This window comes from Winogradskyella psychrotolerans RS-3, from assembly GCF_000427335.1.
Lineage (GTDB): Bacteria > Bacteroidota > Bacteroidia > Flavobacteriales > Flavobacteriaceae > Winogradskyella > Winogradskyella psychrotolerans.
This window is the reverse complement of sequence record NZ_ATMR01000102.1, coordinates 43,287-67,626: the sequence shown is the minus strand read 5'-3', so window position 1 is coordinate 67,626 and position 24,340 is coordinate 43,287. Positions and strand designations below refer to the sequence as shown.

The window sequence follows — 24,340 nt, the reverse complement described above, 5'->3', positions numbered from 1 at the left end:
TCTCGATACAATTCCGATAAAAAATCGGAATCACTCGAAGTGACGTTGATTTTTACTTTTTAGTGGATTCCTGCCTGCGCAGGAATGACAAAACTTTAATTAATCACTAACCTTAGTTAATAAGTGCGTTAGCGATTACTCGTTCATTGTTATTTGAAAAATAAGAACTCGTGATTGCTTCGCAGTTGAATGGTTTGTTTGAGCTCCTTTTTGTTTTTCTCAAAAAGAGCGAGTAGTGAAAGCGCGACCCTTGTGGTAACGCCCAAACTATATTACAAATTCACATTTTCAATAATTGCTGCATAACCTTGACCAACACCAATACACATCGTGATTAACGCATATTTTTTGTTCTGTTGTTTTAACTCTAAAGCCGCTGAATAAGCAACTCTTGCACCTGTAACACCAAGCGGATGACCAATAGCAATCGCGCCTCCATTTGGATTAATTCGCGGGTCGTTATCTGCCAATCCCCAAGCGCGAATACATGCTAATGTTTGCGCTGCAAAGGCTTCGTTAAGCTCAATGATATCCATATCTTCCATGGTTAATCCTGCTTTTGCCAATGCTTTATTAGAGGCTTGCACAGGACCAATCCCCATAATTCTTGGCTCTACACCTACGACTGCTGAACTTACGATTCGTGCTAATGGTTTTAGATTGTATTTTTTTACGGCATCTGCTGACGCGATAATAGTTGCTGCTGCTCCATCGTTTAATCCTGAAGAATTTCCAGCTGTTACACTTCCGTCTTCTTTTTTAAAGGCTGGTCTTAGTTTTCCTAAGATTTCTAAAGAGCTTGTTGGCTTTACAAATTCATCTTTAGAAAAAAGAATTGGATCTTTTTTACGCTGTGGAATTTCAACGGTTACAATTTCTTTTGCTAGTCGTCCGTTTTCTTGTGCTTTGGTTGCTTTCTGCTGACTCCAAAGTGCGAACTTATCTTGATCTTCTCTTGATATATTATATTTTTCTACAAGATTTTCGGCAGTGTTTCCCATCCCATCTGTTCCGTACATTTGTTGCATTTTCGGATTGATAAAACGCCACCCAAAAGTAGAATCATACATTTTAGAATCGCCTCCAAATGCCGTAGATGGTTTTGCCATTACGTATGGTCCGCGCGTCATATTCTCCACGCCACCAGAAATAAACACGTCGCCATCTCCTGCTTTTATAGCTCTATTTGCGTGAATGATTGCCGATAATCCCGAACTACATAAACGGTTTACAGTTTCTCCAGGAACGGTAAATGGCAAACCTGCTAATAAGGATGACATTCTCGCAACATTACGATTGTCTTCTCCTGCTTGGTTTGCGCAACCCATTATCACATCGTCATAGGCTTCCTTTGGGATGCTTGGGTTTCTTTTTACGATTTCTGAAATTACTAATGCACCCAAATCATCTGTTCTCACAGCAGATAATGTGCCTTTGTAGTTTCCTATTGGTGTTCTAATTCCGTCTATTATGTATGCTTCCATGTTTGAAGTTGATATTGAAATTGATTCTTCTATTTCAAATTAATATTTTTACTCTTATTGTGGATTCCTGCCTACGCAGGAATGACAAATTGTTATAAACAATAGATTGTCTTGTTTTAGCAGGAATTGGTTAATCTAAAAGTGCAGAAAATGTATCTCCATTTCTAATATCTCCTGTATTGTAGCCTTTCATAAACCACTCCATACGTTGTTGTGATGTGCCATGCGTAAAACTGTCTGAATTGACGCTTCCGCTTGTTCTTTTTTGAATCGCATCATCACCAACAGCATTGGCAGCACTCATGGCTTCCTCTATATCTCCTTCTTGTAAATATTTTTTATTATGATGTGCCCAAACTCCTGCATAGAAATCAGCTTGCAATTCTTGTGCTACCGATAATTTATTGGCTTCGGTTTGGTTGGTCTGACTTTGTAACTGTCTAACTTTAGTAGAGGTTCCAAGAATGGTTTGAATATGATGTCCGACTTCATGAGCTGTGACATAAGCAATAGCAAAATCACCACCTTTAGCTCCGAAACGTGTTTTTAGTTCGTCGAAAAAAGCTAAATCCATATATAATTTTTGATCTCCCGGACAGTAAAAAGGTCCAGAAGCAGAAGTTGCACTTCCACAAGCTGTAGAAACCGCATCTGTGAATAAGACCATTTTTGGTTCTTTATAATCCCCTAAATTATATTCTCTAAAAATCTGATTCCATACGTCTTCGGTATCCGCTAAAACTGTAGCCATAAAATCTCCCATTTCTTGTTCTTGGCTGGTCAATTCGCGTTGCTCAACTTGTTGTGTCGTTTGACTATTGGCTACTTGCTCTATAATTGGCGCTAATTGTTGTCCTGTTTCACCTCCAAAAAGTTGCAATAGAATAACGACAACAGCAATGACTCCTCCACCTGCAGCTAATTTGCCTTTATTCCCAATACCACGTTGGTCCTCGAGATTTCCGCTTTGTCTTCTACCTTTCCATTTCATTTTTAATATTTTTAGATTTTTATTCCCAATCTTTTTGAGTTCTATAAACGACACCTTTAAAAAGTGCAACTAATTCTTCTCCTCGTTTTACTTCAATAATATTAAAGCCTAATCTATTTTTTACAGATTCTATTACAGATTCTGCAACTATATAATCACCTTCATCTAAAGCTTCGATATGATTAATGCTTGTTTCTATAGACACGGCATATTTACCATGTGTATTTGCTGCAAATCCAAAAGCTGTATCGGCTAATGAATAACTGATACCACCATGTGCTTTATTCATGCTGTTTAACATTTCCTTTCTAATGGTCATTCCGACTTTACAGCGTCCGATTTCACATTCTAGAATTTCTATGCCTAGCCACGTGCTGTAGGCGTCTTGGGAAAGCATCCGCTCAGGAATGAGGTTTGAGGCTATAGGTTTGCTTTTAGTTGACATTAATATTTATTTAATTCTTTTTAAAATTGCACTTCTCAAGGAAGTTATCATTTTTGATAGTTCTGTTATTAATTTTCTATTTTCTTCGTCTTCTTCAGCAGTAATATAATTTCTCATTTGAGCTTTCGAACTACATGAAATACACTCATGTGCACTGTGCCAAGCATTTCCTAAATAGTTGTGGAATTGTTTATCTGTGCCACTCGATCCCTCGGCTATATTTAAAGCTATAGAGTCAGCTGCTCTTTTAAATTGTGAGGTAAGTTCAAATCGTTCTTCTTTTGGAAATTTCTTTCCTAATCGATTTACCACTTCTCCAAACTCCATGGCTTTGGCATATATTCCTAAATCTTCAAATTTAAAATGATACTTCGATTTTCTCATACCTCAAACCTGGTTTTCAAAAAACCTCAAACCTGTTTTATTCATGTTGCGTAATAATGGACTACAACGGTATCTATCTTCGTGATATTCGTTATACAATTCATCCATTTTATTTACGCACCAATCGATTCCTTTTTCGTCTGCCCAAGCCAATAATCCATTTGGATAATTGACACCTTTAGTCATGGCAATGTCTATATCTTCTGCGGATGCAATATTTAAAAATAAGGCATCTGCTGCTTCGTTGATGAGCATGACTAATACACGATCGAAAATTTGATTTTTCAAAAACTCTTCGTCTTCATAAGTTTCAAAAGTCTTTGTATTTACATGGTTTGTCTCAATTATTTTTCCGTTTTTATCATAATCATAAAAACCTTTTCCTGATTTACGTCCTAAATAACCTGCTTCTGAAAAGCGTTTTTGGGTTAATGATGGTTTATATCTTGGGTCGAAATAGAATGCTGTAAAAACGGTTTCGGTTACCGTATAATTCACATCGTTTCCTATGAAATCCATAAGTTCGAACGGTCCCATTCTGAAACCGCCTAAAGATTTTAAACTATGATCGATCGTTGCAAAATCGGCTAATCCTTCTTCATAAATTCGTAAAGCTTCTCCATAAAATGGTCTAGCGACTCTGTTTACTATAAATCCTGGTGTGTCTTTGGCAACTGCTACATCTTTTTTCCAATCTTTAATCGTTTGTATGGCTTTTTCAAGAACTTCAGTTGACGTTTGAATGGCTGGAATAACCTCAACCAATTTCATTAAAGGTGCTGGATTGAAAAAGTGAACCCCGACACAACGCTCTGGTTTATTAAGTGATGCAGCAATAGATGCTATTGACAAACTTGATGTGTTTGATGCAATAATACAATCATCAGCAACATAGCTCTCTAGTTCTGAAAACACTTTTTTCTTGATGTCAAGGTTTTCAATAATGGCTTCAATAGTCAAGTCTGAATCTGCTAAATCTTTTAGGTTACTTACGTAAGCGATGTTTGCTTGAATTCTATCTTTTTCAGAAGTATCAATTCTTCCTTTTTCAATTAAACGCAATAATATTTTTTCAAGACTTCCTTTAGCTTTATCTAAAGCTGCTTGATTAGTATCGTATAATTTCACTTTACATCCAGACGTTGCAGCAACTTGTGCGATGCCACTTCCCATGGTTCCAGAACCTATAATTCCTATATTCATATAATTTCTATTATTGTGGATTCCTGCCTACGCAGGAATGACAAAATTATTTATTCTTTAATTGAGACCCTTCGACTGCTCTCGGGGTGACAGTTATCTAAAATGGTAGATTTTTCACATCTACATTACCACCAGAAATAATAATCCCGATGTTTTTAGTTGCAAATTCTTCTTTATTTTTTAATACGGCTGCAAAAGCTACCGCACTTGATGGCTCTACAATAATCTTCATGCGTTCCCAAATTAATTGCATAGCTTTAATGATTTCATTTTCTTCCACACAAATTATTTTCTCTACATGTTTTTGAATTATAGGAAAATTACGATCGCCTAAATGTGTTCTTAGCCCATCAGCAATAGTTGCAAACGTAGTGTTCGTTTCTATTTTACCTGAAATTAATGAGCGATAGGCATCATCTACAGCTTTAGGCTCAGCACCAATCACTTTACATTTTTTTGAAAAATAATGTGCTGCCAAAGCGGTTCCTGCAATAAGACCTCCTCCTCCAACAGGTGCTAGAATAATATCTAAATTTGGTTGTTCTTCTAAAAGCTCAATTGCTGCTGTACTGTTACCATAAATCACCTCATCTTGATTTGATGGATGTAAAAATGATGCTCCTTTTTCTTCTTTAATTTTATTAGCTGTTGCTTCTCTTGCTTGAGGTGTCGATTCACATTCTATGATTTCTCCCTCATAAGTTTTAACCGCATTTTTTTTGACTTGTGGTGCATTTTTTGGCATTACAATGTATGCCTTAACGCCTAATTTCTGTGCGGCTAATGACACCGCTTGAGCAAAATTACCTGACGAATGTGTCACCACTCCTCGCTGTCTTTCTTCTTTAGAAAGTGAAAGGATAGCGTTTGCAGCCCCTCGCATCTTAAAGGCTCCCATTTTTTGAAAGTTCTCACATTTGAAATACAAATTGCATCCTGATTTTTCATTTAACAATTGCGACGTTAACACAGGTGTTTTGTGAATAAATGGTTCTATCCGGTTGTGCGCTTCTATGAGGGTTTGTTTATTCATCCTATAATAGATTCCTGCCTTCGCAGGAATGACAAAACTTTAGTTTCCTTTAAAATTTGGTTGACGTTTTTCTATAAATGCAGCCACTCCTTCTTTGTAATCTTCGCTTTGTGCGGCTTCAATTTGTAATTTAGATTCTAAAGCTAATTGCGATTCTAAATCATTGGTCATTGATTTATTGAATAATTCTTTAATCATACCCAATGCTTTTGTAGGCATGTTTGCGAGTTTCAAAGCTAACTTATCGACATCTTCTTCAAAACTTTCTAATGGAATCATTTTATAAATCATGCCCATTTTTTCAGCTTCCTCAGCTCCAATTTTATCACCTAACATGGCTAACGCTAATGCTTTTTGAAAACCGATTAGTCTTGGCAAAAAGAATGTACCTGCACTATCCGGAACCAGACCTATTAAACTAAACGCTTGAATGAAACTTACTTTTTCGTGAGCAACAACAATATCACAAGCTAAAGCAATGTTTGCTCCCGCTCCTGCTGCTACACCGTTTACAGCTGCGATTACTGGTTTTTTAATATTTCTAATTCTAGTAATTATTGGATTATAATGCTCTTCTAATATTTTTTTGAATCCAGGATTTAAATCTGGATCCGTCACTTCTTTTAAATCTTGACCAGCACAAAATGCTTTTCCATTTCCGGTTAAAACAATAGCTCTCACTTCTTCATTTTTTTCACAAGCATCTAATGTGTCGTGCAATAAAAATGCCATTTCACGATTGAAACTATTAAATACTTCTGGTCGGTTTAGCGTTATGTATGCTATTTTATTTTCTATTTTTAAAAGTATACTTTTACTCATCTGTTTTTCTTTTATTGTGGATTCCTGCCTTCGCAGGAATGACAAAACTTTTATTTGTTCTCGATACAAAATTGCAAAAAAGCAATTTCATTCGAACTGACATCAGGTTTCTATTTTAAGCACTTGAAATAATCAAATGGTTCTTGACAATCGTCACATTGAAACTGCGCTTTACAAGCTGTGGAACCAAACTGACTTACTAATCTTGTGTTTTGTGAACCACAATTGGTGCACTTAACTATTCTTTTATCGTTAAGCAATACATCTTTATCTGCTTCTGCGCTTAAAGGTGCTGCAATTCCGTAATCTTCTAATGCTTTTCTTCCTCTTGGTGTAATCCAATCGGTTGTCCATGCTGGATGTAAAATCAATTCTATTTTAGACTCGTATCCGGCTTGTTTTAATGCTGATTTTATATCATCGCCAATCACATCCATTGCTGGACAACCACTATAGGTTGGTGTGATTTCAACTTTAACTATACTATTTTTTATAACCGCAGAACGTACCACTCCCATATCCATGATGGATAATACGGGGATTTCGGGATCGGAAACTTTTTCCAGAATTGGAATTAAGATTTCGTCTATGTTTTGTTCTGTTGTTGTCATTTTTTGAATTTGAAGTTGAAGTTGAAACTGAATTTGAAGTGTTCTTCTTTCAAATTCAAGTTCGATTTCAATTTCTTTTATTTTTTACCATTCCATATTAGGATATGTACGTTGCATATACTGAAGCTCCGTTAATAAATAGCCTAAATGCTCCGTATGAATTCCTTCTTTACCCCCTTTTTGAAACCACTTCGATTCAGGTGTTTCAAGAGTTGATTCGTCTAAAACGGCACTCACTCTTGTATAATAAGTGTCTTTTAGTTTTGTAACATCAACTCCTATTCCTTCTGTAACCATAGCTTTATCTGTTTCGGTTTGATGAAATAACTCATCGGTATACGTCCATAAACCATCAATAGCTTCTTGCATTTTTGCTTTACTTTCTTCTGTACCGTCACCTAAGCGTCTAATCCAATCTGAAGAAAAACGTTCATGGTAACTCACTTCTTTTATACATTTATTCGCAATTGCTGACAATGTTAAATCGGTACTTTTTTGTAATTCGGCAAGAAATGCTAAATGGTAAACATCGAATAAAAACTGACGCGCCATCGTGTATGCGAAATTTGTATTTGGTTGTTCTACCAACAGCACATTTTTATATTCACGCTCTTTACGTAGCATGGCAATATCATCTTCTGTTCTATCGTCACCTGCTATTTTTGCAGCATATTGAAAATAGCTTCGTACTTGACCAAATAAATCTAATGAGATATTTGTACAGGCGATGTCTGTTTCTAAACTTGGACCGTGACCTGTTAATTCTCCTAGTCTTTGACCGAGGATTAGGCTGTTGTCTGCTATGCCAAGTATATAGTTGTATAAGTTTTCTTTCATTTTAATCAAAATTGAAATTGAAGTTGAATTTGAATTCGAAAACCTTCAATTGATATTTTTATTCTAGTTACAATAATTCGAATTAATTGATCATTTTCATCTTTCAATTCTCTTATACTTTCCTCAGAAATTAATTTTGCTTTAGTCTGAATGTTTAAATTCCTTAAGGACTCTCTTAACTCTTTTAAGCAAATTATCAGTTTATTTATTTTGTCTTGAATGAGATTCTTCACTATGCACTTCGACTGCGCTCAGTGTGACACTCTAAATAACATTGAGATTGAATAAATGAGATTCCTGCCTTCGCAGGAATTTTACATATGCTTCACCTCGTCTGGTAGATCGTAAAATGTTGGATGACGATAGACTTTATCTTGAGCAGGCTCAAACATTTCACCATTGTGTTCTGGATTTGATGCTGTGATATTTATTGATTCCACAACCCAAATACTCACACCTTCATTTCGTCTTGTATATACATCTCTTGCATTTTCTAAAGCCATCTCTGCATCTGCAGCATGAAGGCTTCCGAAATGACGGTGTTCTAATCCATTTTTACTTCTTACGAAGATTTCCCAAAGTGGCCAGTTTTTTGTTGACATAATATTATAGTTAACACCTACAAGGTTTTGAAAACCTTGCAGGATAATTAAATTGCTTGTTTTGTTTCTTGCTTGTTTCTTTTCGGCATAAGCCATAGCTGCATCTCTAACCCATTCTCCTTCTTCCCATGCACCAACTCTTGCTTTCATTCGTTCTTTATTACAAGGTCCATGACCTTTGACGACTTGCCAAAACTCATCCCAATTAATTTCTCCGAAATCATAGCTTTGACGTTCCTCGTTCCATTTTAAATCTGGATCTGGAATGGCAAGTCCAATTAATTCGGCTTGAGGAACCGTTTGGTCTATAAATTGCTGACGCAAATCATCATTCGATTTTCGTTTCAATTTCCATTTCATGGATTGTTCTGTATGTATAGATTCTGCGTCTGTTGGACCTAACATCATTAAGCTTGGCCACCACCAACGGTTTAAAGCGTCTTGTGCCATATCTTTCTGCACTGGTGTTCCGTTTGCTAGTTTCATCATAATCTCGAAACCTTGACGTTGATGAAAACTTTCTTCTTTACACACACGAACCATTGCTCTTGCATAAGGACCGTAAGACGTATTACATAGAGGTACTTGATTTATAATCGCAGCACCATCAACTAGCCAACCTACAGCTCCCATATCTGCCCAAGTAATTGTTGGGTAATTAAATATGGAAGAATACTTCGCTTTTCCGGAATGCAATTGTTCGTATAACTCATCGCGAGAAACCCCTAAAGTTTCACAAGCGGAATAGAGGTATAAACCATGACCAGCTTCATCTTGAACTTTAGCTAATAAGGCCACTTTTCGTCTCAACGAAGGTGCTCTAGTTATCCAATTGCCTTCGGGAAGCATGCCTACAATTTCGGAATGTGCGTGTTGCGACATCTGACGAATATGCGTTTTACGATATTTTTCTGGCATCCAGTCTTTAGGTTCGATTTTCTCGTCTCTTGCGATACGAGCTTCGAATTGTTCTTCTAGATTTTTTATTTGTTCTTCACTCATTTTTTTAAGCTTTTAGCTTTTGGCTATTTGCCTTTAGCTTGTTGAACTTTATTTTTTATTAGCTGTTGGCTGTTGGCCTTTTGCTGTTGGCGCGTTAAGGATTGCAGCGTTATCCTTTTTTGTCTTTTTCAAAAAAGATTTAAGCGGAAAGCCTGACCCTTTTTTGGGTAACGCCAAAATTTTTATTTCAATTCATGAACTTGTTATTATTCATAAGATGCCTTTTTTCAAAGGGACTTTTAGACGTCAAAATCGACAACTACTTTATCTGTTGTTGGTACGGCTTGACAACTCAGTACTAAATTTTGTGACACTTCTTTTTCGTCTAGTGCGTAATTGATTTTCATTTCAACTGCACCATCAATGACTTTACATTTACAAGTACTACAAACGCCTCCTTTACATGCGAAAGGCAAATCTGCACCTGCACCCAAGGCGGCATCTAATATATTATCGTATTCTTTGGTCATGGTGAAAACGAATTCTTTTCCGCCATCGACAATAGTAACCTCAACGCCTTCTACATTTTGCTGTGCTAAACGCTCTGCTCGCTTTATATCCTCATCTGAAAGTCCGGTTACAAACAGCTCATAATGCACGAGTTCTTTTGGTAATCCTGCATTAATTAAATATTCACTGACGTAATTGACCATCTTTTCTGGACCACACAAAAACACTTCACTTGTATCTGGAATATCTATAAATGTTTTTGTTAAAACTTGCATCTTTTCATCATCAAATCTCCCGTTGAACAATTCGATATCTCTTCGTTCTTTGGTTAAGAAATAATAAATCTCAAATCTTCCAAAATAGGTATTCCGAAGTTGCTCTAACTCTTCCTTAAAGATAATGGATTTTGCGGTCTTATTAACGTAAAATAATTTACAAGTCGAATTTGGTTCTGCCTGCAAATGTGCTTTAACCATTGACAAAACTGGTGTAACACCACTTCCGGCAGCAAAGAACAAATAATTCTTTCCTTTTTCTGCATTGACTTCTACACCAAATGTTCCGCTAGGGGACATTACTTCTAGTTGGTCACCGGCTTTTAATTCCTCATTTATATAGGTTGAAAATTTTCCGCCTGGAATTAGCTTTACCGCAACTTTCCATTGACCGTCTAATGGACTTGAGCAAAGTGAATACGAACGACGTACATCTTCTCCGTTAATGTCTGCTTTTAAAGTTAAATGCTGACCTTGACGAAATTTGAATGCACTGTGTAATTCCAAGGGAACTTCAAAGGTTATGACTGAAGTATCTTCGGTTTCCTTATATATATCTTTAATTTTAAGCTTATAAAACTGTGCCATAGAAGTTGTTGAACTAACAAACTAACACTTGTTAGTTTGTTTGACAAAGTTAGTAAATAAATTTAAATTTATTTCACAACACCTTTTATAAGAATTTCATTAAGGTTATTGGTGAGTTCTTTAAGGTTTACATCTTCCTTCTTGGGTATCCATAAATAAAGAGAACGCAAGGTGGTTAAGATGGAAAACATCATCACATCTGGTTTTATATCTATGATTTCACCTGAATTTACACCTTCGATAAGAATCGTTTTAAAATCGTTTTCATAATCGCTACGCAACTTTTTGTAATGATTTAATTGCGATTCTAAATGCATCCAGTCGTGATTTAAAGCTGCCATACCATAAATGTTTTGACTTGAAATTTCGACATGAAGCGCAATAATTTCTTTTAGTTTTTCGATACAAGTAGCATTACTTGCAAGAACGGAGGTCATACCTACTGTAAATTTTTCTGCGATAGAAATAATGATGCTTTCTAATATATCTTGTTTGGAATTGATATGATTGTATAAACTCGCAGCTTTGATATTCATAGCTGTGGCTAAATCTCGCATAGTAACTGCACTATAACCTTTTTCTTTAAAGAGTTTGGCTGCAACTCTTATAATTTCTTCTTGACGTGTCTCTTGTTTCATGGCGCTCTAAAGTACTAAAATAGTCAGAATTTTAAGCGCAACGTAATTTTAATGTAACTTTGGTTACGAAGGCTTCTTTTAACTTTTCAGAAGTTTGCTTAAAAATAAATACCATGGGACTATTAAATGCTCTATTTGGAAAATCGACTAACAAGGTTGCAGAATACTTAAAAAAAGATGCTGTAATTTTAGATGTTAGAACACCTAGCGAATACCAAGGCGGTCATATTAAAAATGCAGTACATATTCCGGTTCAGGAATTAGGTGATAGATTTAATGAAGTTAAGAAGTTGAACAAACCTGTTATAGCCTATTGTGCAAGTGGCATGCGTTCTGGTAGTGCAGCAAGTCTACTGAAGTCTAAAGGTGTTGATGCTATAAATGGTGGCGGAATGAGTAGCCTACAACGGAAGTTGAGCTAAGTTTTAATCGAATATACGTTCTAAATTATTAAGCTCACTTAATTCTGAAATAGGACTTTGATTGTATTCTAGTGTCCAACCTAAAGAATTAGTCAACATAAAGAACTTAGCCAATTCGCTAATTAGTCTGTTTTGTGCATTCGATTTTAAGTCAGACGCTTCAATCTTTTTCATTAGCGACTTGTTCACCGTCTCCTTTATACTATTATAGTCTTTGGCCTCGAATGGATTAAGATAATCCGCCTGCATATCGTAATATTCAAAATCTGGACTGATTTTAATTTCTTCTTTAGGAATACTTAGGATTTGAAGTGTTTTAGTTGCTTCATCAATTTTATATTCAATTTTACTTAAATCGTAACCAATAGTTACATCTGCATTTACGATGACTAAAGCTTTCTTTTCTGCTGAAATTAAATCACCGAAAACACCTTTAGAATTCTTGTATGTGAACACTTCACTAAAATGACCTTCGGTAACCACAAGTTTACCAACATTCTTAATTTGCTCTTGAATTAAAGCACTACTTTCTTTTAGTACAATTTTATCTTCCTGTTTATCATCACAATATCTAAAAGTGAATACAACAATTAAGGTTAAGATAACACCAAATACTATTTTCCGCATAGGCTAATTTAAGAAAAATACAATTCAAAATGGCTGAAATAAGGTGTAATTAAATCTTGTTTATCTGCCTTACAACGAGGACTTAAGTGTATTATCTAGGAAAAACGTAACACATCTTGAATATCATTATCTATCAATTTATGGTGATAACTTAGTAGTATACTAATCAAATATTGATGTCCCAAAACAGCTTATTTGCAAGTTCTCTAATCTAAAAATATAATTGTTATGATTAAAAACATAAGCACATTATTAGTCCTACTTTTGACCTCTATAAGTTTTGGTCAGAACATAATTTTACTTCAAAACACGAATCCAAAAGCAAAAGAATTAAAACACAGTTTAAACTCTACCAAAGACAGCTTAATGTTAGGTTGTGATTCTAAGATTTTAAAAGTTGAAATTTTCAATGAAAACTACGAACAACTGATTATTGTAGAAGCTAACAACACCAAAATCTCTTTAAAAGATATCCCGAATGGAAATTTTATAATAGAGACCAGAATAGATGAAAAGATTATCGTTATGGATTTAATTAAGCATGACGATTATAATGACACTTCTAATTCGGGCCTGTATCATAACATGGAACAAATAATAGAAGGAAAAGGAATGATGTTAGATGAAGAGCTAAAAGTCATTAAGAGTTCCCCAAATAAAAGTATAGAGTTTATTTTAACTGGTGGGAAAGCAAAAAATCATAGCGCTAAAAATCAAAAATATTTTTGGACAGAAACACAAATCATTAATGAAAGTGGCTCTAGTAAAACTATGAGATTAGCCGATCAGAAATCAGTAGACAAAATGATTCATAGACATAAACTTGAGATTAACAGTGACTCTGGTAAACTAAATAAGTTGACGGTTTGGGAAGTCTATAACAAAGGCGAATTTATGGAAAACCAGGTTTCGAATCCAGAATTCGTATATTCATCATCAACCGATCTATATAATCACATTCCTTATTATTCTACAACTAATAATATTCAAAATTTATAGATTTTAAATAATAATTAGCTTGATTTTAGCATAAAACAAACAACACTTTCCACGTTATTATATGTGTTATATCGGTGGACATAACACATTATCAAAGAAATATACCATGCATCTAAATTTTAATGCAGCGCTCTAAAAAGCACATAACTTTGTCTGTAATATTAAAGTAATTTAATTGTTTTGCTTGGTATTAAAATTGTTCCCCAAAACAAAAAACCTACTTATTATGAGACGACTATACTTCATCGTATTGTTACTTTTGTCATCCCTAGTTTATGGGCAAAAATCCGTACTACTTCAAAATGTAAACAATAGAGCTAAAGAGCTACAACACCACCTTAATAAAACTGAAGATAGCATCATCTTTAAATCTGAACGTACTATTTACGAAATCATGATTTTCAATGATGATTTTGAACGTATCATTAAAGTAAAAGATACAAATGCAAAACTTCTAATTGCAGACATACCTGTAGGTCGTTATGCCGTTGAAGCAGTCCTAATTGACAAACTTATTGTTATTACGCTGTTGCGAAATGAAAGTTTCAATTTACAGAAATTAACTCCTTTACTAACTACCACTACAAGTCCTTACAGTAAAGACATATCGCCTTCAAAAGTCGTTTCTACAGTTAAAAAAGAACCCTTTGGTTCTGAGAATAATACCGGGAGGACCGACTTAAGTCTATCCGGAAAAACAGCTACACCTTTTATAAAAGAAGAAAAGTCGCTTACACTAAGTAAAGGCTTCACATCTAAAACATCAATACGACCACGAGAAAACGCAGAAAACACTGCAAAATCTACCTATTGGGTCATTCATAAGATAAACAACGGTTCTAGTTCTGAAAAGATATTAAAAATAGTAGATCAGAAAACTGTTGATCGTATGATTCAAAAAAATGAGATTGATATGAAAACCTTTTCAGGACGATTAAACGAGCTTACTGTTTGGCAAATTCACAATACAACTGGCTTTGTGCAACATAAAAGAAGAAACAAGACAAACTATATGAATATCGAATCGGACAGCTTTAATTTCGTTCCATACTATAAAACGGATCATAATCTAGACCGTAACTAAGGTATTCTACTTTTTAAGCTCAAGCTTTTCAGCAAAATAATCACAAAAATCTTTCATATCTCCAGTCATTTTTTCGTCTTGTGTCGCTCTTAAGAATGAATCGCTCATGGTCACCAAAGTTTGATGAAAGAAAAGTTTCATTTCATCTACTGGCATATCTTTAGTCCACAAGTCTATTTTTAAAGTTTCTTGCGCATTACTATCCCATACGGATAACATGATCGCTTTAGCCTCTTCGTTATCTACTCCACCATCTTGAGCTGACCAGTTTAGTTTTTCTGGCACTCTATTCTCATCGAGTTCAACGTTTAATACTATTTTAGATTTTATAACTTTAGACATTACTTTTTTGGTTTAAATTTTGATTTTCTAAATATTTCTTCAGGTTCAGTTTGCATAATTTTCATCATATCCTCACCTGTAGTTTCTGCATAAGCTTTTACAATTTGCCAGCCTAAATATTGACCTAAACGCCCTGGCGACTCATTATCTAATTGAAGATAAAACTTTGTAAACGGAGCATCTGCAATAAAGCGGTTTGGCAATTTAGGGTCTGTACTGTATAATAATTCTTTTTCAATAAAATAACTCCAGATCTGACTTTCATTGGCTTCTGCCCATTTTAGTTGCAGTTCAGAATAACCAATTTTTTCAGCATCTGTTTTAAACGGAATTATAACGTCTTTAAAATAGAGTAATTTTCCGAAGTAAATCATTTCATCTAACAAGGTTTTTCTGTTGGCTTGAAAAACATATTTTTTCGCATAACCATCAGCTAAATCCACCACAATCCGCTCCGGTGTAAAGTTTTTAGCCAAATACGCTGGTATATTACCGTCTACATAAAACCGATGAGTTTCCCCTAAATAATTATCTAAGGCTATCAAAGCAATGCTATCGGTAACAATAACATTATCTCTATACTGTACATCATTAGTTAAGGTTATAACTCTTGGCACAGAAAATACTTTATCATAATATTTAATATGTTGAAACATGGCAACCAACTCTTCTTTTGGCTCCTTAAAATCTTTAAAAGCATAATCGACTTCTTGCAAAATTTCATTCTGTAAAGTGTCATTAATTCTATTCACCCAAATAGAATCTGGCGTATGTTTAGAAAACATAAATGGATAAGCCGCTTTTAACTGCGATAAATCTTTGGGAGTTGCTTCATAAAATGCTTTATCAAAACGTTCTACATTAAAATTGACTTCAATTTTAGCGATTTCTTGTTCAACTTTAGATTCCTTATCACAAGAAAGCATTGTAAAAACTGTTAATAAAATAAAGTAAATTCTTATCTGCATCTGGTAAAATATTTTTAATCCTAACTCGATTGCGTTATTTTTGTTGTGCAAAGGTACACTTCTTTGTTTTAAAAATTAAAAATTATGCAAACCGAAAACGTAGTAAATCACATTGTAAATTGGCTAAAAGACTATGCCACAAACGCCAAAGTAAACGGTTTTGTTATTGGAATATCTGGAGGAATTGATTCCGCAGTGACTTCTACACTTTGTGCCAAAACTGGTTTTGATGTTTTATGCATAGAAATGCCAATTCACCAAGCTCCAAGTCATGTCACAAGAGCCCAAGAACATATTTCGTTTTTAAAAAGTCAGTTTCCTAATGTAAAAGATACCGTTGTAAACTTGACTCCTGTTTTTGAAGAATTTAAAACAGAAGTAAGTTTAAACAGCAATCAAGCTACTGTTGATATGGCATTAGCCAACACTAGAGCTCGTTTGAGAATGACAACGTTATACTACCACGCAGGACTTTTAGGACTCTTAGTAGCAGGTACAGGTAATAAGGTTGAAGATTTTGGTGTAGGTTTTTACACAAAATATGGTGATGGCGGAGTTGATTTAAGTCCGATTGCCGATTTAATGAAATCAGAAGTGTATGCTATTGGAAATTATTTAAACGTACCACAATCAATTATAAAAGCTGCTCCTAGCGATGGTCTCTTTGGAGATGCTCGTAGCGATGAAGATCAAATTGGAGCGTCTTACCCAGAGTTGGAATGGGCAATGCAAGTTACAGAAGAAGGTAAGACTGCTAGCGATTTTGAAGGCAGAAAACGCGAGGTCATTACTATTTATATGCGTTACAACTCTTCCAACAAACACAAAATGAACCCAATACCAGTTTGTGAAATTCCTAAAAATTTAAAATAATTATTGCATTTTACCAAACAAATTAGCTAAATTATTTAATTTTTAACTATTTTTACTCAATAAGCATCCACACAGTTTTTGAAATTAACATTATACAAAGTAAATATTAACCCTAACCAAAAACCAAAATACAATTATCATGATACATATTCTGATTGTAGATAGTCATCCTATTGTAAGGACAGGATTAGAACTATTTTTAAACAGTAAAGCAGATTTTAAAGTCATTGGTAGTTTAGGAAGTGGAATTGAGATATTTGAATTTGTAAGACGCAATAAAGTTGACGTTATTATATCTGAAATCGACTTACCAGAACTTAACGGAATTACTGCACTGAGAGCCATAAAAAAGGAAAACAAATCTGTTCAGGTTTTAATGTTTAGTCATCAACCTGAAGAAATATATGCCATAAGCACAATTAAAGCAGGTGCTTCTGGATATTTAAACAAAGGAGCTAGCGTTGACGAAATAGAAACTGCCATTAGAAAAATTAGCGCTGGCGAAACGTCTCTAAGCGAAAAAATGGATAAGCATTTCCGTTATGAAGACACACGCAAAAGCAGAAGTCGCATGTTTAAAAAGCTATCTACTAGAGAGGTTGAAGTTTTAAAACTACTCTCTATTGGTCGTAAAAATAAAGAAATAGCGCAAGAATTAGATATTAACGAAAAAACAGTTAGCACGTATAAAGCCCGATTGTTTAAGAAGTTAAATGTCACAAATATTGTTGATTTAATTCACCAAGCGAAGCATCACAATTTAACCTAATAAGATTTTATTACTAGCCCAAAACTTTGCCTAACTTACGAGACAACAACATTTTAAGACCAACATAATCTTTTACATCTTCCATTATAACACGTAGATCGACATTTTCTTTTAAGGTTTCATTTTTATATTCGGCTACTTTTTGATCAATTAAATGACAACGTAAACTTAGAATAGTTTGACTCACTAGCTGTGACACAGAATCTTTCTTTTCTTTAGGTATAATTAGATTACGCTCCCAATCGTGTAGATTATAGCGCTCATCCTCCATTAAAATACTTGTAACTGTACTTGCTGCATCTTGATCTAATTGATTGATGAAATTTTTGGTTAAAAACCCTTCCTCTTGATTCAATTTATCAATAATAGAATAATAAAGTGCTTTAAATTGTGGATTAGAAAATTGCATTTCATCTTCTTGAAGATCTAAATATACTTTCTCAAATACACGCGCTTCATGTTTTGTTGGCTCTAAAAGCAACTCCCCTGAGGTCTCGTCCTCTTGTAGAATTAAGTCCTCAAACTGCTCTGTTCTATCACCATAAAGCATCAAAATTTCAATAATTTTTTTCTCTAATTCATATTGAATATCAACTTTTGGCTTACGACTAGGCTCTTCATTCCTAAAAACTTCAAATGGAGGTTCATTTGGATCAGAAGAACTAGATGAAGTATACGACTTGGGTTTATTATTATCCTGAGCCTGTTTATTATTAATTTGTGCTAAAGTTGTAAATAGTACATTCTCGCTAATATCCATAATACGCGCACATTCTTGAATGTAAATTTCACGTTTTATCTGATCGGGAATCTTAGCAATACTGTTCACGATTTCGCGAATGGTCTCCGCTTTTTTAATCGGATCATTATTAGCCTCCTTAACTAAAAGCGAGGCTTTAAACTGAATAAAATCTTTGGCATTCCCTTCAAGATAAGCCGTAAGCTCTTCTAAGGTGTTTGATTTAGAAAAACTATCAGGATCTTCACCATCAGGAAACGTACAAATTTTAACATTTACTCCTTGCTCTAGTATTAAATCGATACCACGAATAGATGCTCTAATTCCTGCGGCATCACCATCAAACAGAACGGTAATGTTATTTGTTAAACGGTTAATTAAGCGAATTTGATCTGGCGATAAGGCTGTACCAGAAGAAGACACCACATTGGTAATACCTGTTTGATGAAACTGAATGACATCTGTATAACCTTCTACTAAGTAACAATTATCTTCTTTTGCTATCGTTTGTTTAGCATGATATAGACCATACAAGATCTTACTTTTATGATAGATTTCACTCTCTGGTGAATTTAGATATTTGGCAGCTTTTTTATCATTGGTTAAAATACGTCCACCAAAACCAAGAACACGCCCACTCATGCTATGAATAGGAAACATCACTCTGCCTTTGAATCTGTCGAAACGTTTTTCTCCTTTAACAATAGTTAAACCGGTTTGCTCTAAAAAATTAAGTTTATAGCCTTTACCTAAGGCATCATCTGTAAACCCTTGCCACTCGTCTAAAGAATAACCAAGGTCGAATTTCTTAATGGTTTCTTCTGTGAAGCCACGCTCTTTAAAATAGCTTAAACCAATGGCTTTTCCTGGATTTGTTTTATGCAGTACATTCTGAAAATAACTACTAGCATACTCACTCACCAAATACAAACTCTCGCGGTTATCTGCTTGTGCTCTTTCTTCGTCGGTGCGTTCAGTTTCTTCTATTTCAATATTGTACTTTTTTGCTAAATATTTTATAGCCTCAGGATACGTAAAATGCTCGTGCTCCATTAAAAATGTCACGGCATTACCACCTTTTCCACTCGAAAAATCTTTCCAAATTTGTTTAACTGGCGACACCACAAAACTTGGAGAACGTTCTTCACTAAAAGGACTTAAGCCTTTATAGTTTGTACCCGCTTTTTTTAACTGTACAAAATCGCCAATTACCTCTTCTACGCGAGCGGTTTCAAATACTTGTGCAATGGAGTTTTGTGAGATCAATTTTAGTGTTTTAGCAAGTTTGCAAATTTAAGATAAAACAATTTGTATTAAAAGCTATTCATAAAAACTAATTTGATTTTTGCTATAAGACTACTTAATGACAGATTGATTCTTCACAACTACTAAAGATGCTCAAATTAAAACATCTCATTTCGACATTATTATTATAAATTGGATTTAACATTGTCAATAACCTTTAGGAAATCGACACAAACAAAAAGCCTTAATCTAAAATACGATTAAGACTTTTTAACACCCAAAAATTGATTGATTTAATCCATATCAAAACGTATACCTACTGAAATATTATTTTGATCTACCACTTGATTTTTAAATATTGGGTTAAGATCGTATTTTACATATAAAGCAATTTCTCCCAAAGCCACATAACCACTTAAGCCATACACAAATTCGTTAACCTCATAACCACCACGTTGCTTATTTTTTATTCTATCACCATCGTCCTTGTACTTTAGTTTTTGCATGCTACCAATATTTAAACCTGCATAACCACCTAAACCTACTTTTAATTTTTTGTGCGTTGAATATCTAAAGTAATTGTCTTTCTCAATTTTTTTAGAAGGTCCAAATTCTATGTGCATTGGAAATACTAAATTAGTTGTTCTAAACTTTGACTTATTTAAATCTGAAGGAAATTCTTGAAGCGAAATTTCGCCATCAGTATTCACTAAATAATTATTATCCTTCATTTCAAATTTATTCCACTGAAAAGAGAAGCCATATTTTAATCTCCAGAAATTAGAGTCTTCAAAAATTCTAGTTTTCCAAGCATAGCCTAATTCATAGAAATCAGAGTTAGCTATTTTATATGGTGAATCACTAAGACTCTGTCCTTCGATTAAAGCATTATTAAATCCTAAAGCAAAGACAACATTTGTAGTTGTACGTCTATCATATTTTCTAGGCTTATCATTAGATTTTTCTCCAAAATAAACAAAGCTTTCCTTGTCTTCTTCTCCAGATCCTATCCTAAGGACATAACCATATTCTTCACCATCTTCAACACTATAAGTATCATCGTTTCTTTTTAATAATTCGATTTTATTATCTATAATAGCTAAACGATTTTCAATATTTAGAGCTCTGTTTTTTGCAGCTTCCTTCTTTAAGTTTTCTGCTTCTGCTGCTGTTATTTTACCGTCATCTAAGCGTTGATTAATCGCTGCTATTTCTGATTTTAAAAAATCTCTTTCTTCATTTTCGATGTTAATTTTGAGATCTTTAAGTGATTCAATTTTTAAGTGATTCGCTGACGTTTTAGTGCTATCAACCTTTGTTTCTTGTGCTTGTACTGTTGTAAATGCTAGTGCTATCACTAAGCATGCTACCAATCTTGTAATGCTGTTCATAACTGTTCGTTTTTTGATTTATTGATTATTGATGTTTACTTCGGCTACGCTACCAACCAAACTAATTTGATTCTTGTTCTAGGGTCTCTTAATGAGATCCCTTTTTTTAAAGGGACTTAGTTATTACGATTTGCAACCGCAGTTTTAACCGTTCCGTAACTCTCCTTTAAGGCCTCAAATACTTTACTTCTAAAGGATTGTCCCATTTCATCTTCAACGCTCATTAATAAATTATTTGCATCTACTGTTCTTGATGATTCATTCTGGATGTTTTGCTTAAACAATTCTTTACTCGCCATTTTTAATAAAGAATCTATTTCTCGATCTGTAACTGATGTTTTCTCAGACTTTAAAGTAACGATAGCCTCTGCTACTGCAATTTTTAACTTTGCTTCTTTTAAAAGACGTTGTGCTTCGTTATTAAGTCGCTCTTCCTCATTTAGAAGAATACGTTTCCTCTTTAGCTCACCCGTGTTTGCTAATTGATCTTGAGACTCAGACTTTTTGTTTACCGTTTTTTTGTAATCTATTTTATTTGACTTGTTATCTGCTGCTAAATCCTCTTTTTTATCTTCTACGTTTTTATCCTTAACCACAACATTAATGGATTCTTTTTGATTTGGTTTTAAGATTTCATTATTTAATTGTTGCTCTATCACCTCCTCTTCAACGATTTGAGGCAACACCATTTCCGATTCTGGTGTACTAAAAAACGGTATTGATATCGCAATCATAATCAATAAACCTGCGGCTATACTTAACCACCAAAACATTGGTTTTTTAGATTTGTTATCTTCTGCATCTAAACGCTCAGATAGCTTAGACCAACCTTCTGATGATGGCGACAAGGTTCGCTTCTCCAGCTTATCCTTTATATTTTCTTCAAACTTAATTGGTGCCATAACTGTTGTTATTTAATTCTTTTAATTTATTTTGAAGCATCTGTCGTGCTTTAAACAATTGTGATTTTGAAGTGCCTTCTGATATTTTCAATAACTCAGCAATTTCATTATGCTTATACCCTTCAATCGCATACATTACAAAAACCATTCGGTATCCTTCTGGTAAACTATCTATGAGTTGTTGTATTTCTGCAACTTCGATATTTGTATTAATGTTGTTTTCTGAGCCTTGATCCAAATAATCATCTTCAACTGCAAATTCTATAGTCTTCTTTTGTCTTAAATATGAAATAGCTTCGCGAACCATAATTCGTCTTATCCAACCTTCAAAACTACCTTCATGTTTATACGTTTTTAAGTATTTAAACACTTTAAAAAAACCATTCAACATTACCTCTTCTGATTGATACACATCTTTTATATAGTACCTACAAACACTCAACATTTTTGGCGCATGTAACTCGTACAATACATGCTGTGCTTCACGATTTTGTTTCGCAGCGCGCTCTATAAGTTTAGTTTCGTTTTTATGAAGTTGAATAACTTTCATGGTTTGGTTTAAATTCTGATAACGTTCAGATGCCTTTCTATTTATAAAGACGCAATTTTGTTATTAAAGGTTGCTTTGAAAATAAAAAAAATCGAAAATAAATTTTAACGTACTGAATATTAGTTATTTAAATTATGTAATAATTTGATTTATTTTTTAATTCTCCTATGATGCTTCCACTTTTTTACACCTAATTTTTCCGTTTTAGGCTCATTTGTAGAAAACATCATTTTAAAATATCCTAAGGTTCCAAGCGTAAGCATTATCGAAAAGAAGACTAGCATAAGAGTTACCCAAGCAGGCACCGTGTTACCATAGAATATGCCATAAATCAGTAATAAGTTAAAACCAATCATAAGAAATGGAATAAAAAAGTAAAGACCAACCTTAGCAATTGAATCTTTATAGCTTGTCATCTCAAAATTAAAAGCATACATACATATACCTACACATAGAAATAAAAATATAAAACAGAAGATAAATGCTCCTATAAATTTTATTACGAGATTAAAACCGAGTGTAATAACCTTACCTGATGCTTTGTTATAATTAACTTTATAGATATCTCCAACTTGCATACTGGAGGTAGAGAAATCTAATTCTCTATGAACCTCCTCATTATTCTGAGTTATAAATCTTACTGTTGGTGTGTACATCATATATGAACTTCCATCATCTGAATCATAATGGACTTCTGATGTAAAACTAACAACAGTTGATGTATAATTTTGCCCAGATGTTAGCACTGCGTAAATATCGTAACTAGCGCTATACATAAAGAACAATGAACCGATAGCTAAACTATTAATAGAGAGTATTACTAGACTTATATAGCCAAAAGTCATACAGCCACTTTTACCTAACCTTTTAACAAAAAAATAGCTGAGCACCATAGAAATGACGAACCCAGATAAAAGAAAAACAGAATTGATAGTCATAAAGCTTGCATTATAAAAAAGGCTCTAATTTATTATAGCGCTATTTTTTAAAATAAAGATTATTAAATTACTTCTTTCGATCAATAACATAGTCCACCATAAGCTTAAGAGATGCTCTGTAAGGTGATTCGGGGTAATTTGCCAATATAGTTAAGGCTTCTTCTTGAAAAGCTTTCATTTTAGAAACCGCATAATCCAAGCCACCATTGTCTTTAACAAAAGTAATGACCTCGTTAACTCGTTTTCTATCTTTATTATGATTTTTAACCGAATTAATTAACCACGACTTTTCTTTCTTAGTACAATTATTAAGTACATAAATTAGTGGAAGCGTCATTTTTTGCTCCTTAATATCTATACCTGTTGGTTTACCGATGGCCTCTTTACCATAATCGAACAAATCATCTTTAATTTGAAATGCCATACCTATTAACTCACCAAATTTACGCATGACTTCTACGTCTGGTGAATTAGGCTTTACAGAAGCGGCACCCAAACTACAACAGGCCGCAATTAAAGTTGCGGTTTTTTGTCGGATGATTTCGTAATATATATCTTCGGTGATATCTAGCTGTCTCGCTTTTTCTATTTGAAGTAATTCGCCTTCGCTCATTTCGCGTACAGCGACAGAGATGATTTTTAGTAAATCGAAATCATTATTATCTATAGAAAGTAATAACCCTTTAGACAGTAAAAAATCACCAATGAGAACGGCAATCTTATTTTTCCAGAGGGCGTTAATTGAAAAGAATCCACGTCTTCGGTTACTATCGTCTACCACGTCATCATGAACCAATGTCGCGGTATGAATGAGCTCAATAACCGAAGCACCTCTATAGGTGCGCTCGCAAACCTCTCCGTTATTCATCATTTTTGCTACCAAAAACACAAACATTGGTCGCATTTGTTTGCCTTTACGGTTTACTATATAATGAGTAATACGATTGAGAAGTGCTACCTTACTAGCCATAGAGAGTTGAAACTTTTGTTCAAAAAGATCCATCTCGTAGGCAATAGGTTGTTTTATCTGTTCGGTTATTTTCATTTTTATGGATAAACTCAAAAATCGATTCTCGAATTACACAAAACTACAATTAATGTTAAGCTTTTTACAATAAATAAAAGC

Annotated in this window: 27 protein-coding genes and 1 pseudogene; 5 read left to right on the top strand and 23 right to left on the bottom strand. The window is 34.1% G+C overall.

Annotated features, from left to right (window positions below; genetic code table 11):
• Positions 1-272 precede the first annotated feature (272 nt).
• The 14 genes and pseudogenes from pcaF to ADIWIN_RS10880 all read right to left on the bottom strand — a co-directional run bounded on the left by pcaF (position 273) and on the right by ADIWIN_RS10880 (position 11,365).
• A complete protein-coding gene (pcaF, locus tag ADIWIN_RS10940; RefSeq protein ID WP_020895228.1) occupies positions 273-1,484 on the bottom strand; it encodes a 3-oxoadipyl-CoA thiolase in 1,212 nt (403 codons plus the stop codon).
• Between the two features lie 130 nt (positions 1,485-1,614).
• Positions 1,615-2,475, bottom strand: coding sequence for a KPN_02809 family neutral zinc metallopeptidase (ypfJ, locus tag ADIWIN_RS10935; protein WP_020895227.1), 861 nt, complete (start codon positions 2,473-2,475; stop codon positions 1,615-1,617).
• A 19-nt stretch (positions 2,476-2,494) separates the two neighbouring features.
• A complete protein-coding gene (locus tag ADIWIN_RS10930; RefSeq protein ID WP_020895226.1) occupies positions 2,495-2,920 on the bottom strand; it encodes a PaaI family thioesterase in 426 nt (141 codons plus the stop codon).
• 6 nt (positions 2,921-2,926) lie between these two features.
• Complete coding sequence (locus ADIWIN_RS10925) at positions 2,927-3,304, bottom strand: four helix bundle protein (protein ID WP_020895225.1); 378 nt, start codon at positions 3,302-3,304, stop codon at positions 2,927-2,929.
• Positions 3,305-3,307: 3 nt separating this feature from the next.
• The gene (locus ADIWIN_RS10920; protein ID WP_020895224.1) at positions 3,308-4,507 is read right to left on the bottom strand and encodes a 3-hydroxyacyl-CoA dehydrogenase NAD-binding domain-containing protein; all 1,200 of its coding nucleotides are present in this window, start codon (positions 4,505-4,507) and stop codon (positions 3,308-3,310) included.
• Positions 4,508-4,604: 97 nt separating this feature from the next.
• Positions 4,605-5,540: a pyridoxal-phosphate dependent enzyme gene (locus ADIWIN_RS10915; RefSeq protein ID WP_040757044.1), complete on the bottom strand. Its 936-nt coding sequence runs from the start codon at positions 5,538-5,540 to the stop codon at positions 4,605-4,607.
• A gap of 39 nt (positions 5,541-5,579) precedes the next feature.
• A complete protein-coding gene (locus ADIWIN_RS10910; RefSeq protein WP_020895222.1) occupies positions 5,580-6,362 on the bottom strand; it encodes an enoyl-CoA hydratase-related protein in 783 nt (260 codons plus the stop codon).
• 110 nt (positions 6,363-6,472) lie between these two features.
• Positions 6,473-6,973, bottom strand: a complete 501-nt coding sequence (paaD, locus tag ADIWIN_RS10905) for a 1,2-phenylacetyl-CoA epoxidase subunit PaaD (protein WP_020895221.1) — start codon at positions 6,971-6,973, stop codon at positions 6,473-6,475.
• An 84-nt stretch (positions 6,974-7,057) separates the two neighbouring features.
• Positions 7,058-7,810 carry a 1,2-phenylacetyl-CoA epoxidase subunit PaaC gene (gene paaC, locus ADIWIN_RS10900; RefSeq protein ID WP_020895220.1) on the bottom strand — a complete coding sequence of 251 codons (753 nt, stop codon included), beginning with the start codon at positions 7,808-7,810 and terminating at the stop codon, positions 7,058-7,060.
• A 5-nt stretch (positions 7,811-7,815) separates the two neighbouring features.
• Positions 7,816-8,043, bottom strand: coding sequence for a four helix bundle protein (locus ADIWIN_RS10895; protein ID WP_040757043.1), 228 nt, complete (start codon positions 8,041-8,043; stop codon positions 7,816-7,818).
• A gap of 81 nt (positions 8,044-8,124) precedes the next feature.
• Positions 8,125-8,412: a 1,2-phenylacetyl-CoA epoxidase subunit PaaB gene (gene paaB, locus ADIWIN_RS20870; protein ID WP_200859799.1), complete on the bottom strand. Its 288-nt coding sequence runs from the start codon at positions 8,410-8,412 to the stop codon at positions 8,125-8,127.
• Between the two features lie 60 nt (positions 8,413-8,472).
• Positions 8,473-9,414 (bottom strand): annotated as a pseudogene (gene paaA / locus ADIWIN_RS10890) (1,2-phenylacetyl-CoA epoxidase subunit PaaA); the annotation flags it as partial.
• 239 nt (positions 9,415-9,653) lie between these two features.
• Entirely contained in the window at positions 9,654-10,727 is a 1,074-nt protein-coding gene (locus tag ADIWIN_RS10885; RefSeq protein ID WP_020895217.1) for an FAD-binding oxidoreductase, read from the bottom strand.
• Positions 10,728-10,795: 68 nt separating this feature from the next.
• On the bottom strand, positions 10,796-11,365 hold the full coding sequence (locus tag ADIWIN_RS10880; protein WP_020895216.1) for a TetR/AcrR family transcriptional regulator: 570 nt from the start codon (positions 11,363-11,365) through the stop codon (positions 10,796-10,798).
• 113 nt (positions 11,366-11,478) lie between these two features.
• On the opposite strand from ADIWIN_RS10880, the gene ADIWIN_RS10875 reads away from it, so the two are divergent.
• Positions 11,479-11,787, top strand: a complete 309-nt coding sequence (locus ADIWIN_RS10875; RefSeq protein ID WP_020895214.1) for a rhodanese-like domain-containing protein — start codon at positions 11,479-11,481, stop codon at positions 11,785-11,787.
• 3 nt (positions 11,788-11,790) lie between these two features.
• Here ADIWIN_RS10875 and ADIWIN_RS10870 read toward each other — a convergent pair whose 3' ends face one another.
• Complete coding sequence (locus tag ADIWIN_RS10870) at positions 11,791-12,414, bottom strand: DUF4230 domain-containing protein (protein ID WP_020895213.1); 624 nt, start codon at positions 12,412-12,414, stop codon at positions 11,791-11,793.
• A 228-nt stretch (positions 12,415-12,642) separates the two neighbouring features.
• On the opposite strand from ADIWIN_RS10870, the gene ADIWIN_RS10865 reads away from it, so the two are divergent.
• Positions 12,643-13,413 carry a hypothetical protein gene (locus ADIWIN_RS10865; protein WP_020895212.1) on the top strand — a complete coding sequence of 257 codons (771 nt, stop codon included), beginning with the start codon at positions 12,643-12,645 and terminating at the stop codon, positions 13,411-13,413.
• A gap of 226 nt (positions 13,414-13,639) precedes the next feature.
• A complete protein-coding gene (locus ADIWIN_RS10860; protein WP_152487250.1) occupies positions 13,640-14,497 on the top strand; it encodes a hypothetical protein in 858 nt (285 codons plus the stop codon).
• 6 nt (positions 14,498-14,503) lie between these two features.
• Here ADIWIN_RS10860 and gldC read toward each other — a convergent pair whose 3' ends face one another.
• Both gldC and gldB read right to left on the bottom strand, forming a co-directional pair.
• Positions 14,504-14,839, bottom strand: a complete 336-nt coding sequence (gene gldC, locus ADIWIN_RS10855; RefSeq protein WP_020895210.1) for a gliding motility protein GldC — start codon at positions 14,837-14,839, stop codon at positions 14,504-14,506.
• Positions 14,839-15,807, bottom strand: coding sequence for a gliding motility lipoprotein GldB (gene gldB, locus ADIWIN_RS10850; protein WP_040757065.1), 969 nt, complete (start codon positions 15,805-15,807; stop codon positions 14,839-14,841). The genes gldC and gldB overlap by 1 nt, the downstream gene beginning before the upstream one ends.
• 84 nt (positions 15,808-15,891) lie before the next feature.
• Between gldB and nadE the strand changes: the two genes are divergently transcribed.
• Both nadE and ADIWIN_RS10840 read left to right on the top strand, forming a co-directional pair.
• Positions 15,892-16,680, top strand: coding sequence for an NAD(+) synthase (nadE, locus tag ADIWIN_RS10845; protein WP_020895208.1), 789 nt, complete (start codon positions 15,892-15,894; stop codon positions 16,678-16,680).
• A 139-nt stretch (positions 16,681-16,819) separates the two neighbouring features.
• Positions 16,820-17,449 carry a response regulator gene (locus ADIWIN_RS10840; RefSeq protein ID WP_020895207.1) on the top strand — a complete coding sequence of 210 codons (630 nt, stop codon included), beginning with the start codon at positions 16,820-16,822 and terminating at the stop codon, positions 17,447-17,449.
• Positions 17,450-17,462: 13 nt separating this feature from the next.
• Here ADIWIN_RS10840 and dnaG read toward each other — a convergent pair whose 3' ends face one another.
• The 6 genes from dnaG to ADIWIN_RS10810 all read right to left on the bottom strand — a co-directional run bounded on the left by dnaG (position 17,463) and on the right by ADIWIN_RS10810 (position 24,259).
• On the bottom strand, positions 17,463-19,454 hold the full coding sequence (gene dnaG / locus ADIWIN_RS10835; protein ID WP_020895206.1) for a DNA primase: 1,992 nt from the start codon (positions 19,452-19,454) through the stop codon (positions 17,463-17,465).
• A gap of 272 nt (positions 19,455-19,726) precedes the next feature.
• On the bottom strand, positions 19,727-20,824 hold the full coding sequence (locus ADIWIN_RS10830; protein WP_020895205.1) for a hypothetical protein: 1,098 nt from the start codon (positions 20,822-20,824) through the stop codon (positions 19,727-19,729).
• Between the two features lie 116 nt (positions 20,825-20,940).
• On the bottom strand, positions 20,941-21,726 hold the full coding sequence (locus tag ADIWIN_RS10825; RefSeq protein WP_020895204.1) for a hypothetical protein: 786 nt from the start codon (positions 21,724-21,726) through the stop codon (positions 20,941-20,943).
• Positions 21,713-22,276 (bottom strand): RNA polymerase sigma factor, encoded by a 564-nt coding sequence (locus ADIWIN_RS10820; protein ID WP_020895203.1) that lies wholly within the window; start codon positions 22,274-22,276, stop codon positions 21,713-21,715. The genes ADIWIN_RS10825 and ADIWIN_RS10820 overlap by 14 nt, the downstream gene beginning before the upstream one ends.
• A gap of 149 nt (positions 22,277-22,425) precedes the next feature.
• Entirely contained in the window at positions 22,426-23,121 is a 696-nt protein-coding gene (locus ADIWIN_RS10815) for a hypothetical protein (RefSeq protein WP_020895202.1), read from the bottom strand.
• Positions 23,122-23,281: 160 nt separating this feature from the next.
• A complete protein-coding gene (locus ADIWIN_RS10810) occupies positions 23,282-24,259 on the bottom strand; it encodes a polyprenyl synthetase family protein (protein ID WP_040757040.1) in 978 nt (325 codons plus the stop codon).
• Positions 24,260-24,340 lie beyond the last annotated feature (81 nt).